Annotated in this window: 12 protein-coding genes and 2 tRNA genes; 11 read left to right on the top strand and 3 right to left on the bottom strand. The window is 63.9% G+C overall.

What is annotated here, in order from left to right:
* The first annotated feature begins 70 nt into the window (after nucleotides 1–70).
* Complete coding sequence (gene lolA, locus IFT60_RS19790) at nucleotides 71–697, top strand: outer membrane lipoprotein chaperone LolA (RefSeq protein WP_192054799.1); 627 nt, start codon at nucleotides 71–73, stop codon at nucleotides 695–697.
* Nucleotides 698–862: 165 nt separating this feature from the next.
* Nucleotides 863–2,167, top strand: coding sequence for a replication-associated recombination protein A (locus tag IFT60_RS19795; RefSeq protein WP_192054801.1), 1,305 nt, complete (start codon nucleotides 863–865; stop codon nucleotides 2,165–2,167).
* A 29-nt stretch (nucleotides 2,168–2,196) separates the two neighbouring features.
* Here IFT60_RS19795 and IFT60_RS19800 read toward each other — a convergent pair whose 3' ends face one another.
* On the bottom strand, nucleotides 2,197–2,757 hold the full coding sequence (locus tag IFT60_RS19800) for a papain-like cysteine protease family protein (RefSeq protein WP_192054803.1): 561 nt from the start codon (nucleotides 2,755–2,757) through the stop codon (nucleotides 2,197–2,199).
* Nucleotides 2,758–3,048: 291 nt separating this feature from the next.
* Here IFT60_RS19800 and serS point away from each other — a divergent pair, with 291 nt between their 5' ends.
* From serS to IFT60_RS19820, 4 genes are all read left to right on the top strand, one after another.
* Entirely contained in the window at nucleotides 3,049–4,344 is a 1,296-nt protein-coding gene (serS, locus tag IFT60_RS19805) for a serine--tRNA ligase (RefSeq protein WP_192054805.1), read from the top strand.
* A gap of 67 nt (nucleotides 4,345–4,411) precedes the next feature.
* Nucleotides 4,412–4,501: transfer RNA gene (locus IFT60_RS19810), tRNA-Ser, on the top strand.
* A 341-nt stretch (nucleotides 4,502–4,842) separates the two neighbouring features.
* Nucleotides 4,843–4,932, top strand: a tRNA-Ser gene (locus IFT60_RS19815).
* A gap of 73 nt (nucleotides 4,933–5,005) precedes the next feature.
* Nucleotides 5,006–5,707, top strand: a complete 702-nt coding sequence (locus tag IFT60_RS19820; protein WP_192054807.1) for a YjjG family noncanonical pyrimidine nucleotidase — start codon at nucleotides 5,006–5,008, stop codon at nucleotides 5,705–5,707.
* 23 nt (nucleotides 5,708–5,730) lie between these two features.
* Here IFT60_RS19820 and IFT60_RS19825 read toward each other — a convergent pair whose 3' ends face one another.
* A complete protein-coding gene (locus IFT60_RS19825) occupies nucleotides 5,731–6,672 on the bottom strand; it encodes a methyltransferase (protein ID WP_192054810.1) in 942 nt (313 codons plus the stop codon).
* Between the two features lie 179 nt (nucleotides 6,673–6,851).
* Here IFT60_RS19825 and IFT60_RS19830 point away from each other — a divergent pair, with 179 nt between their 5' ends.
* The 5 genes from IFT60_RS19830 (at nucleotide 6,852) to IFT60_RS19850 (ending at nucleotide 11,909) form a co-directional block, all read left to right on the top strand.
* The gene (locus IFT60_RS19830; protein WP_192054812.1) at nucleotides 6,852–7,028 is read left to right on the top strand and encodes a hypothetical protein; all 177 of its coding nucleotides are present in this window, start codon (nucleotides 6,852–6,854) and stop codon (nucleotides 7,026–7,028) included.
* On the top strand, nucleotides 7,025–7,906 hold the full coding sequence (gene ypfJ / locus IFT60_RS19835) for a KPN_02809 family neutral zinc metallopeptidase (protein WP_192054814.1): 882 nt from the start codon (nucleotides 7,025–7,027) through the stop codon (nucleotides 7,904–7,906). Before IFT60_RS19830 ends, ypfJ begins: the two co-directional genes overlap by 4 nt.
* 184 nt (nucleotides 7,907–8,090) lie before the next feature.
* Nucleotides 8,091–9,275, top strand: coding sequence for a zinc-dependent alcohol dehydrogenase (locus tag IFT60_RS19840; protein WP_192054817.1), 1,185 nt, complete (start codon nucleotides 8,091–8,093; stop codon nucleotides 9,273–9,275).
* 12 nt (nucleotides 9,276–9,287) lie between these two features.
* Complete coding sequence (locus IFT60_RS19845; RefSeq protein WP_229511009.1) at nucleotides 9,288–9,911, top strand: hypothetical protein; 624 nt, start codon at nucleotides 9,288–9,290, stop codon at nucleotides 9,909–9,911.
* A 174-nt stretch (nucleotides 9,912–10,085) separates the two neighbouring features.
* Nucleotides 10,086–11,909: a M4 family metallopeptidase gene (locus IFT60_RS19850; protein ID WP_192054836.1), complete on the top strand. Its 1,824-nt coding sequence runs from the start codon at nucleotides 10,086–10,088 to the stop codon at nucleotides 11,907–11,909.
* Nucleotides 11,910–12,028: 119 nt separating this feature from the next.
* On the opposite strand, the gene IFT60_RS19855 is transcribed toward IFT60_RS19850, so the two are convergent.
* On the bottom strand, nucleotides 12,029–12,730 hold the full coding sequence (locus IFT60_RS19855) for a M23 family metallopeptidase (RefSeq protein ID WP_192054838.1): 702 nt from the start codon (nucleotides 12,728–12,730) through the stop codon (nucleotides 12,029–12,031).
* Nucleotides 12,731–12,732: the final 2 nt, after the last annotated feature.

The raw sequence follows: 12,732 nt of genomic DNA on the forward strand, positions 1-12,732 counted from the left end.
GCACCGTAGGGTGGGCACTCGTGCCCACGCGGTCATACCCATGCACACCGCACACTGAAAAAGGACCCCAATGATCGCTAAGAACAAAATCGCCCTGATTGCCACTATCACCCTGGCCCTGTCCGGCGCCGCCCACGCCACCGCCCTCGACCAATTCAAATCCTTCGTCGCCACCACGAAAGCCGCCAAAGGCGAATTCACCCAGCAACAACAACGCAAATCCCAGACCGGCAAGATATCACCCGTCTCGAGTGGCACCTTCGTCTTCGCCCGCCCCGGCAAGTTCATCTGGAACTACACCAAGCCCTACGACCAGTTGCTGCAAGCCGACGGCGACTCGCTCTACATCTACGACAAGGACCTGAACCAGGTCACCGTCAAAAAGCTCGGCAACGCGCTCGGCTCCTCGCCCGCCGCGATCCTGTTCGGCAGCAACGACCTGGAAAAGAACTTCACCCTGTCCGAAGCGGGAATGCGCGACGGCCTCGAATGGCTCAACGCCGTGCCGAAGGCGAAGGACACCACCTTCGAGCAGATCAGCATCGGTTTGAAGAACGGCACGCCACAAGCGATGGAACTGAAGGATACCTTCGGTCAGACTTCGGTGTTGAAGTTCACCAGCTTCCAGCGCAACCCGTCGCTGGGCGCGCAGCAGTTCAAGTTCGAGGTGCCAAAAGGTGCCGAGGTCAATAATTAGTAAACAATTGTTTATTGCGTATAAACATTTGTTCGGCACGGCCATGCCCGCGCCGGCAGGCTGACCGGTGCGCGTTCGCGGCGCAGAGGCGCATCGGCTACACTAGCCGCATGCACAACATTCCGTACTTTTCAATCGTTTTGACGTCCGCCACCGGAGTACGCCGTGGATGACCTGTTCCGCAACGAACCCGCCGCGCCGCTGGCCGAAGCGCTGCGCCCGCGCACCATCGACGAAGTCATCGGCCAGAGCCATCTGCTCGGTCCCGGCAAGCCGCTCAACCTGGTCTTCAAATCGGGCAAGCCGCACTCGATGATCCTGTGGGGCCCGCCCGGCGTCGGCAAGACCACGCTCGCGCGCCTGACCGCTTACGCCTTCGATTGCGAATTCATCGCGCTGTCGGCCGTGCTGTCGGGCGTGAAGGATATCCGCGCCTCGGTCGAGCAGGCCGAACAGTACCTGGCGCGCGGCAAGCACACGATCCTGTTCATCGACGAGATCCACCGTTTCAATAAATCGCAGCAGGATGCCTTGCTGCCTTTTGTCGAATCGGGCCTGGTGACGCTGATCGGCGCCACCACCGAAAACCCGTCGTTCGAAGTGAACTCGGCGCTGCTGTCGCGCTCGCAGGTCTACGTGCTGAAAGCGCTGAACGACGACGAGATGCGCCAGTTGCTGGCGCGCGCCCAGCAGCGCGTGCTGGCGCATCTGAAATTCGACGAGATCGCGATTTCGACCCTGATCGGCTATGCCGACGGCGACGCGCGCCGCTTCCTGAACCTGCTCGAGCAGACCAAGACCTCGGCCGAAACGAGCGGCATTACCACCATCACCGGCGAATTCGTCGACAACGCACTGACCCTGAATTCGCGCCGCTTCGACAAGGGTGGCGACAATTTCTACGACCAGATCTCGGCCCTGCACAAGTCGGTGCGCGGCTCGCATCCGGACGCGGCCCTGTACTGGCTGTGCCGCATGTTGGATGGCGGCGCCGACGCCAAGTACCTGTCGCGCCGCATCGTGCGCATGGCCTGGGAAGACATCGGCCTGGCCGACCCGCGCGCGCTGCAGATCGCCAACGATGCCGCCACCACCTACGAACGCCTCGGCTCGCCCGAGGGCGAACTGGCGCTGGGGCAGGCCGTCGTCTACCTGGCGATTGCCGCCAAGAGCAATGCCGGCTACAACGCCTTCAACGCCGCCATGGCCTTTGTGCGCAAGGACAAGTCGCGCGAAGTACCGGTGCACCTGCGCAATGCCCCGACCAAGCTCATGAAAGAGCTCGGCTACGGCCACGAATACCGCTACGCCCACGACGAGCCGAACGCGTATGCCGCCGGCGAAACCTACCTGCCCGAAGGCATGCCGGAGCCGCGCTGGTACCAGCCGGTGCCGCGCGGGGTGGAGGCGAAGGTGGCGGAAAAGCTGGCCTTCCTGCGCCAGCTGGATGAGGAGGCCAACGGGGGATGAATGTCAGTTGGGCTGGGGCACGCGCTGCGCTAATTGGTGACTGTGCTTAGAATGTTCGCCAAAAAATTCCCCTGCGAGGTCGAGGGCAAATGCAGGAACACCGTCTGCACCGCCTCGTTGGAATCTCTTCCGCTGCGACCATCCAGGACATACCAGTCCCGTAGAGAACGCCATTCGCCTTGTCTTTTATGAGGCAAAGCAGGGTCGAACACCAGCACCTCGGTATCCATATTTAGATCGCGAATGCCGGCAATAACTGTGATATGGCTGACGCCGTTTACCCAGAGGGGGCCATACCTGATCAGCCACTTTTCGATACCGGCCGGGGTTGGACTCATGGGAGCGATCGCCTCCAGTCCCAGGTCCCGTGCGAACTGAAGAATGTCTTCATTGCGGATGCCGCCCTCCGGCCCGCTTGCTTTGTCATAGAGTTTCCCCCACCTTTCTGCCTGGGACGGGTCGGGATGGGCGGCCTCGGTGCTGCGGGTTTGCCGCCTGCGCCAGTCTATGAGCATTTGGCCACTGGCATACCAACAGGACCAATCTTTATCCTGTGGAATAAGTTTCATGTCGGGGACAACGTAAAACATTTGTCTCTCCTTACGTGAATGCGAACCTCGCTGCGTAATGGCGGCGCGCAAAGCTGACCGTTTCTTGCAATTAGGGCGACTCAGCTTGGCAAACAGGACGCTCCTGCTGACACCGACATTCAGGTCTCAGTCAATACTAGTTTCTACTGAAAGTCAATGAGGCTGACGGAGTTGGGTGACCAGAGTTGGGTGACAATAAGCGCGCTTCCCCCGCAGCGCAAATTCGTCCGGGAACTGCTGCCCGCTTGGTACAATTGCGTTTTCGACATACTGCTGGCCTGACCCTCGACAATGATAGATATCCAACTCCTCCGCAAAGACATCGACACCGTCGCCGCGCGCCTGGCCGCGCGCAAATTCCAGCTCGACGTGGCTGGCTTCAATGCGATCGAAGCCGAACGCAAGTCGCTCCAGACCCGCACCGAAGAACTGCAGGGCAAGCGCAATTCGCTGTCCAAGCAGATCGGCATGTTGAAGGGCAAGGGCGAGGACACGGCCGGCGTGATGGCGGAAGTGGCGGGCCTGGGCGATGAGCTGAAAGCCAACGAAGTGGCGCTTGCCGACGTCCAGCGCAAGATGGCCGACTTCATGGCCTCGATCCCGAACCTGCCGCACGAATCGGTGCCAAGCGGCGTCGACGAGTCCGGCAACGTCGAGGTGCGCAAGGTCGGCACGCCGCCGACCTTTGATTTCGAAGTCAAGGATCACGTCGACATCGGTGCAAAGCTCGGCCTCGACTTCGACACCGCGACCAAGCTGACCGGTTCGCGCTTCTCGGTCATGAAGGGCGGTGTCGCGCGCCTGCACCGCGCGCTGGCGCAGTACATGCTCGACACCCACACCGACAAGCACGGTTATCTCGAGTGCTACACGCCGTACATGGTCAACGCCGATTCGCTGCGCGGCACCGGCCAGCTGCCGAAGTTCGAGGAAGACCTGTTCTCGGTGAAGAAGGGCGGCGTGGAAGGCGAGGGCGAGACCTTCTACCTGATCCCGACCTCGGAAGTCACGCTGACCAACGTCGTGCGCGACGAGATCGTGCCGCTCGACCAGCTGCCGCTCAAGATGACCGCGCACACGCCATGCTTCCGCTCGGAAGCCGGCAGCTACGGCCGCGACACGCGTGGCATGATCCGCCAGCACCAGTTCGACAAGGTCGAGATGGTGCAGATCGCGCATCCCGAGCAGTCGTACGCGGCACTCGACGAGATGGTCGGCCACGCCGAATTCATCCTGCAATCGCTCGGCCTGCCGTACCGCGTGATGTCGCTCTGCACCGGCGACATGGGCTTCGGCGCCGCCAAGACCTTCGACCTCGAAGTCTGGCTGCCGGCGCAGAACACCTACCGCGAGATTTCCTCGCTGTCGAACATGGAAGCCTTCCAGGCCCGCCGTATGGGCGCGCGCTTCCGCAACGCCCAGAACAAGCCGGAACTGCTGCACACCCTGAACGGCTCGGGCCTGGCCGTCGGCCGCACGCTGGTGGCGGTGCTGGAGAACTACCAGCAGGCGGACGGCAGCGTGGTGATTCCGGAAGTGCTGCGGCCGTACATGGGTGGCCTGGAGCGCCTGAGCGCTGCCGCGTAAATAGCTCTTCCGTTTTCGCGAACGGCTGCTATAATGTGGCCTCTCGCAAACAAGCGACCGGTTACCTGGAGAGGTGGCAGAGTGGTCGAATGTACCTGACTCGAAATCAGGCGTACGTTAAATCGTACCGTGGGTTCGAATCCCACCCTCTCCGCCAGTAAATGAAAAAGGCTCCTTCGGGAGCCTTTTTTATTTGCTGGCGGAGAGGAGGGAAGCGCCTGCGCGCTTCCCGTGTGGGATTCGAAGACCCGCGCTTGCAAGCGCGGGGACGGCCCGCGGCACGTGGGCGAATCCCACCCGCCTACCACGCTCCCGCAGGGAGCCACTATTCGCAGTGCGCAGTGCGCGGTTGTGGAGGCGGTGCGGCACGCAACGGTACGACCGCGTGCGCACAAGTGCGCACCCTACCGTCGGTTTATGCCTCTGACATCATTCCCTTGCACAACCGCAAACCGCTCGCTATAATGCCAGCCTTGCAGCGACCGCAACACCGATTCTGGAGAGGTGGCAGAGTGGTCGAATGTACCTGACTCGAAATCAGGCGTACGTTAAATCGTACCGTGGGTTCGAATCCCACCCTCTCCGCCAGAAAATGAAAAAAGCTCCCGCTGGGAGCTTTTTTCATTTTCGGTTGCGCCTTTTTGAGACCTGTTCAACCGCCATGAAACACCGCCTCTTCCTATTCGACCTCGACGACACGCTGCTCGACTTCAAGGCGTCCGAACGGCTCTCCTTCCTGCGCACGATGCAGCAGCTCGGCCTGCAAGACGGGATCGACGGCCTGTTTCCCCAATACCAGGCCATCAACCTGGCCCTCTGGCGCCGTTTCGAAGCAGGCCTGGTATCGAAGGATGCGCTGAAGGTCGAGCGCTTCCACCAGACTTTCCTGCAAAACGAACTCGACCTCGATCCGGTGGCGGCCAGTGCGCTCTACCTTGCATCCCTGTCCGAAACGGTGGTCCTGATCGATGGCGCGCGCGAACTGTGCGAGACCCTGGCGGCGGCCGGCGAGGTCGGCATCATCACCAACGGCGTCGACCATATCCAGCACCGGCGCATAGCCGCATCCGGCCTGGCCGAACATATCTCGTTCGTGGCGACGTCGGAAGCCTGCGGCTTCGCCAAGCCCGACACCCGCTTTTTCGACTACGCCATCCGCATGGCGCGCCGCTTCGTCAAGGAGGAAACCGTCATCGTCGGCGACCGGCTCGACGCCGACATCCTCGGCGCCAACCGGTTCGGCATCGACAGCTGCTGGTTCAATCCAGACCGCCTGAGCAATGATTCGCAAGCGATTCCGAGCTGCGAAGCGGCCAGCCTGCACGAGGTCGTGCCCGCATTGCACGCGCTGGCGAAGCACTAGGCTTCAAGCCCGCTTAGTTGCGCTTAGTTGCGCTTCCTCGCCCGCAGCCACACCGCCGCAATCCGCTCAACCTCTTCATACCCCTCGCAATCGAGCTGCCCGCCGAAGATGTCGGGATCGAGCTCTTCGTAGGTCCAGTCAGCGCAGGCGGCGTCCAGCTGCGGCCGGATCGCTTCCAGGAACTCGTCGCGGCCGTCGACGATGGCGATGCCCGTGTACAGCAGCAGCGTGCCGCCCGCGCGCAGGCGTTCCAGCCCGGCCTCGACGATCTGCAGCGAGAGGCCGGCGCCGCGCATGTCGCCGCCGTGGCGGTAGCGCAGCTTGTCGGGGTCGAGGATGAAGGGCGGGTTCGACAGTACCAGGTCGAATTCGCCGTCCAGGTCTTTCAGCAGGTCGCTGTGGCGCGCCTGCACGTTGGCGGTGCCGTTCAGGCGCGCGTTCACACGCGCAAGCGCGAGGGCGCGTTCGTTGATGTCGGCCGCGACCGTCTCCGCCTGCGCAAAGCGCGCCGCCACCTCGATCGCACCCGGTCCGCCGCCGGCGCCGATGTCGACCGCGCGGCGCGGCGGGGTCATGTCTTCCATCGCCCGCTTCAGGGCGGCCACGTAGCGGTAGGTATCCGGGCCGAAGAAGACCGCGTCTTCGTCGCGCGTCGGAAAGGCCGAGTGGAAGTACAGGCGCGTGCCGATGGTCGATGCGCGCACGGTGGCGCACAGCTTGCCGTTGCGTTCGGCCAGCACGCCCGCGCGCCGCATCAGCGCCACGATCTCGCCCGGCAGCGTGTCCGCGCGAAACGGCCGGCTCCAGCCGAACACGCCCCGCAGATCGCGCGCCCACCCGTTCTCCGGACGGCCGTTGACGCGGCGGTGGGTTGCCGGCGTAATGGTGGTGAACTGGTAGCCTGCATGCTGCAGGGCCTGCCCGAGCAGGAGCAGGGCGTCGGAATCGATGGAGGTCGTGGTCATGCGTGCCAGCATGCGGTATGGATACGTGCACTTCCGTGCGTTGGCGTACATAAGGAAGCGGTGGACGGGCGCTTATGTGAATACCCGAACATACCGTTTTCCGGGGTGCGTCCATACTGCGTCCATGTTCAAGTTGGCAACGGTGCCGACGCAAGACAATCAAGAAACAGAGGACAACCATGAAGCCACTTCTTCCCGACCAGGAACACGTGCGCGTCGACCGCGAAGTCGAACGCGAACGCCATGAACGCACCCTCAACGACGACGCCCGTGCCGGCCTGTCCGTGGACGAGGAATTTCGCCTGAAGGATGCGCGCGCAAGCACGAATTCGACCAACCTGCGGCGGCCGCGATGAAGTGGGAAGGAGACCGCGAGAGCAGTAACGTCGAGGACAACCGTGGCGGCGGTGGTGGGGGAGGCGGCGGCTTCAATATCGGCGGGCGCGGCATCGGCCTGGGCACGGTGGCAATTGCGCTGGTAGCCTCGCTGGTGTTCGGCGTCGATCCTGGCACGGTGCTGGGCATGCTGGGCGGCGGCGGTCCGGCGCCGCAGGTACAGCAACAGCGCGACCCGAACGCCCCACAGGCAACTGACCGCGAATCGCGTTTCGTGCGCACCGTGCTGGCCTATACCGAAGACGCCTGGACGCCGGTCTTTGCCGCACAGGGCGAGACTTACCGGGCGCCGACGCTGCAACTGTTCGAAGGCCGTACGCAGACCGCCTGCGGCGCCGGCAACGCGGCTACCGGTCCGTTCTACTGCCCGGCCGACCAGAAGGTGTATATCGACCTCAGCTTCTTCCGCCTGATGGAAGAGCGCTTCAAGGTCGGCGGCGAATTCGCCCAGGCGTACGTGATCGCGCACGAAGTCGGCCATCACGTGCAAAAGCTGGTGGGCGTATCGGACCAGGTGCACCGCGCCCAGGCGCAGGCGTCGGAAACCGAGGGCAATGCGCTGTCGGTGCGCCTGGAATTGCAGGCGGACTGCTTCGCCGGCGTCTGGGCTAACAAGACCCAGCAAAAGGAAGCCTTCCTGGAGCAGGGCGACATCGAAAGCGCACTGGCCACCGCGTCCGCCATCGGCGACGACGCCCTGCAGCGCCAGGCGCGCGGCACTGTGGTGCCGGATTCGTTCACGCATGGCAGTTCCGAGCAGCGGGTACGCTGGTTCAAGCGCGGCTTCGACGGCGGCGACGTAAAGCAATGCAATACCTTCGAGGCGCGCCAGCTGTGATTTTTGCTTCCAGCAGGAATTGTCGGTTTCCTGCTGCGAACATATGATTAAAAAGCGCTAAAAAACACGAATTCCTGTTCGTGCGCTTCTGGTAATTGATGGCGTTTTGACATAACTTAAGGTTCTACGCGCTCATCGGCTTCGTCTGGCCGATGAGCATTGCAAAACTTTTGAGGAGGAATTTATGCTGGCAATGAACTACCGAGGGCCTTACCGCGTCCGCGCGACCCACAAGTCGGACCCCGTGATCGAGCATCCGGGCGACGCCATTGTCCGCGTCACGCGCTCGTGCATCTGCGGCTCCGACTTGCACCTGTACCACGGCATGGTGCCGGATACCCGGGTCGGCCACACCTTTGGCCACGAGTTCATCGGCATCATCGAAGAAGTCGGCTCCCAGGTCGAGACCCTGAAGGTGGGCGACCGCGTGCTGGTGCCGTTCAACATCTTCTGCGGCTCCTGCTTCTTCTGCCAGAAAGAGCTCTACGGTAATTGCCACAATACGAACGCGCAGGCGACCGCCGTCGGCGCGATCTACGGCTACTCGCACACGGCGGGCGGCTACGATGGCGGCCAGGCCGAATACGTGCGCGTGCCGATGGCCGACATCGGTCCGATCAAGATCCCGGACGACATCGTCGACGACGACGCCGTGCTGCTGACCGACGCGCTGCCGACCGGCTACCAGGCCGCGGAAATGGGCGACATCCAGGAAGGCGATACCGTGGTCGTGTTCGGCGCCGGCCCGGTCGGCATCTTTGCCGCCAAATCGGCCTGGCTGTTCGGCGCCGGGCGCGTGATCGTGGTCGACGAAGTCGACTACCGCCTCGAATTCGTGAAGAACTATGCCCAGTGCGAAGTGGTCAACTTCAAGGACGTGGGCGACATGGCGCTGCACATCAAGAAGATGACCGACTGGCTGGGCGCCGACGTCTGCATCGACGCGGTCGGGGGCGATGCTGCCGGCAGCGTGGCGCAGACCGTCACCGGGCGCCTGATGAAAATGCAGGCCGGCGCGGCCACCGTGCTGCACTGGTGCATCAACTCGGTGAGGAAGGGCGGCAACGTCTCGATCGTCGGCGTGTATGGCCCGACCTTCAATGCGGTCCCGATCGGCAATGCGCTGAACAAGGGCATCACGATGCGTATGAACCAGGCCAGCGTCAAGCGCCATCTGCCGCGCCTGATCGAGCACATCCGCGCCGGGCACATCGATCCGAAGCAGATCATCACGCACCGCGTTCCGCTGGAAGAAGTGGCGGATGCGTACCACATTTTCTCGAGCAAACTCGATAACTGCATCAAGCCGATCCTGATCCCGCCGCGTGCCCACGAAGTGCGCGCGGTCACGGCCAGCGTTTCGAAATAAGGAGGCACACGCATGGATAACCGCGACATGACCGTCCATATCGGCCACGACAACGACCACGATCACGACCACGATCACAGCCATGGCCACGACCACCCGGTCCAGCCCGAGCTGAAGCAGCACCGCCGCACGCGCGAAGAGCTGACCCACATCAAGGGCTGGGGCGCCGACCTCGACCACAAAAACCGTCCGGCCGTGCCGATGGAACGCACCCCGCCGCGCTACACGCCGGCCGACGCCGCCACGCCGCAGCCGCAGGAGCAACGCGTCGAGGTACTGGTGTCGAACGAACGGCCCGGCATCACCCAGCTGCACGGCACGGTCCAGCCGCCGTCCGGGCTGTCGGGGATGCTGCGCCGCGCCGCTTTCAAGTTTTCCGAGAACGACATCCGCCACTGGCTGATCCTGCTCGGCGCCGACCGCATCAACGTGGTCGAAGGTATCGTCGAAGACCTGTCCCACGGCCACGTACCGAACATCCTGGGCGAGATGGGCCTGAAATCGGAATGGCAGCACAACAAGGCGGGCCTGGCGAAGAAGGTTGCCATTGCCGGCGCCATCGGCGCCGCGGCCTATTTCCTGCTCAAGGACCGCAAGGAAGATCGCTACGACGACCACTACGACGATCGTTACTAAGCCCATCAGGAAGGCGTAGCCGGACCGCGCCAGCCTGAACAGAGCCCCGCCGTTGCGTACCCGCGCAGCGTGCGGGGCTTCTTGCGTTTAGGCAAATCCTTTTCTTGATACTCGTCCACACTTCGATGATGTCCGGCCCATTTCCGCCCGGAACTTTCTTCGAATGGAGACGTGATGAAGCTTCAACCTCGCCTGCTGGCCACATCCCTCGGCATCCTGATTGCAAGCACCTGCGCGGCCGCGCCGACACCCATGATGAGCGCGCCTGCGACGCAGTCCGCCGCCGCCAGCGCCGCCCTGGTAACGAAGCTGGCCCAGGGCCGCATGGCGCGCGGGCTCGACAACAACCACGGGTTCACGCTCACCCGGCAGCATCCGGGCATCCCGGGCACGCAGGTGGTGCGCGCCGCCCACACCTACAAGGGCTTGCGCGTGTTCGGTTCGGAGTCGGTGGTGGTGGTCGATGCGGCCGGCGCCATCGTCTCCGAATCGGCCGCGACCCGGCGCCTGCACCTCGGGCGCGGTCCCGCCAACCGGCTGGGCGCGGCCACGCAAGACTTCAACGTCAAGCCGCTGGTGCCGCCGAAAGCGGCGATCGACGCCGCCGTCGGCGCCACGCTGTCGGCCACCGGGCCGGATGCGGTCCACATCGTGCCGCCCACCGCCGAACTGCTGATCTACCCGGTCATGAAAATGGAGCGGCTGCCGGGTGCGGTCAACAAGCTCGAAGGCGAGCTGAACGCCCTCGACGTGCAGGAAGTCGTCGACCGCTACGAGTTGGCCTACCTGGTGCGCACGCGCATGCAGCGCGGCGACCATCCGCATTATGACGACACGGTCGTCAGCGCCAGGGACGCGCGCATCATCGACCGCTGGAGCGCGCTGCAGACCGTGGTCGGCGTGGGGAAAAGCCAGTACAACGGCGAGGTGCCGGTCAGCACCACGTTCAGCGACGGCAGCTACCGCATGCTCGACCCGGAACGCGGTACCGGCGGCACCTATGGCGCGATGGCGATCACCAACGCCAACAACAGCAGCAAGGCCGGCGACATGTACACCAACGCAAGCAATACCTGGGGCGACGGCAAGCAGTACGTGCGCGGCGGCAGCACCACGGATGCGAATGGCCAGACCGCGGCGGTAAACGCCATGTGGGGCTTGATGAACACCTATGACGCGCTGAAGAACGTGCTCGGCTGGCAGTCGCTGGACGGCAAGAACACGGCGACCTATATCGCCGTGCACGTCAACACCGCCTACGACAACGCCTATTACAGCGACACCTGCCGCTGCATGTTCATCGGCGACGGCTCGAGTTTCACCAGCCTGGGCTCGATCGACGTCATCGGCCACGAGATGGGCCATGGCGTGACTGCGGCCACCTCGGACCTGGTGTATTCGGGCGAGTCGGGCGGCCTGAACGAATCGAGTTCGGACATCGGCGGGGAAGTGGTGGAAGCCTATGCGCGCGCCGGCGGCACCGGTGAAAAGATTCCCGCCAGCGGCAACGACTGGATGCTGGGCACCGAGATCGCACGCGACGGCCAGCCGCTGCGCTGGATGTACCGCCCCAGCAAGGACGGCAGCAGCCCCGATGCCTGGAGCACCGCACTGCGGCGCCTGGACGTGCACTACAGCAGCGGTCCGAACAACCGGATGTTCTACTTTCTGGCACAGGGCTCCAAGGCCAACGCGGCGGGTGACTACTACAGCACATACCTGGTGAAGTCGCCGCAAGCCATGACCGGCATCGGCCTCGACGCCGCTTTTCGCATCTGGTTCAAGGCCAACACGACCAAGTTCACCGCGAGCACCAACTACGCCGACGCGCGCGCGAAAATGATCGAGGCGGCCCAGGAACTGTACGGCGCCGCCAGCCGCGAAGCGGTGGCCGTGCAGCGGGCGTATGCGGCGATCAACGTGGGGGCGGATGTGGATGAGCCGGTGGCGGCCGAACCAGCGCCGGCCGAGCCGGCGCTGGCAGCGACGGATCGCTGAATCCCGTCACGTATTTAGTAAGGTGGGCGGCTCCACCGCTGCAGGCTGCTACCAGGCAGCGTGAAGGCCGCCCACGCGTTCAACGCACCCATGCACCGCGAGCATGCGCAGAGTGCTCCTCAATCCCCCAGCAACGGATACGGATTGACCGGCGTGCCTTTCCACCACTGTTTCTCCGGCGTCAGCACGACGACGGCGAAGTGCAAATGCGGCGCGTTCGGGTCCGAGTTGCCGGTCACGCCGACATAGCCGAGCAGGTCGCCGCGCTTGAGCTGCATGCCCTCCTTGATGCCGTCGGCGTAGCGGTCGAGGTGGGCGTAATAGTAGGCGTGCTGTTCGCTCGGGTCGAACTGGTACAGGGTCAGGCCGCCGGGCTTGCTGTCGAACAGCTTGACCACCTTGCCGTCGGCCGCCGCCCGTACCGGCGTGCCTTTCGGCGCCATGATGTCGAGCGCTTCATGATGGCGTTCCTGGCCGCGCGGCTGGTCGAAGGTGTCGGTCAGCTGGGCATAGGCCACGCCTTCGACCGGCACCAGCAGCTTGGCCGGCATGCTGCCGCCTGCGCTCAGTTCCGGCGCGGCCGAGGTGGCCGTGGTCGATTGCGGGGCGGGGCGGATCGGCAGGCTGGCCTCGTGCAGGTCGGTTTGCACCAGGGGTTCGCCGGCCACGGTGCCGCCTGCTGGCACCTCGCGCGGCGGCGCCGGCAGCGCCCCGCCGTCGGTGATGATCGGATTCGGCGCGTCGGCAATCTCGCGCAGGTAGACGAACAAACCGCCGGCGCCAACCACGACGCCGAACAGAAACGTCAGCAACCATCTCATAC

Origin of the sequence: Massilia sp. CFBP 13721, from assembly GCF_014842025.1 — a bacterium.
Classification (GTDB): Bacteria; Pseudomonadota; Gammaproteobacteria; order Burkholderiales; family Burkholderiaceae_D; genus Telluria.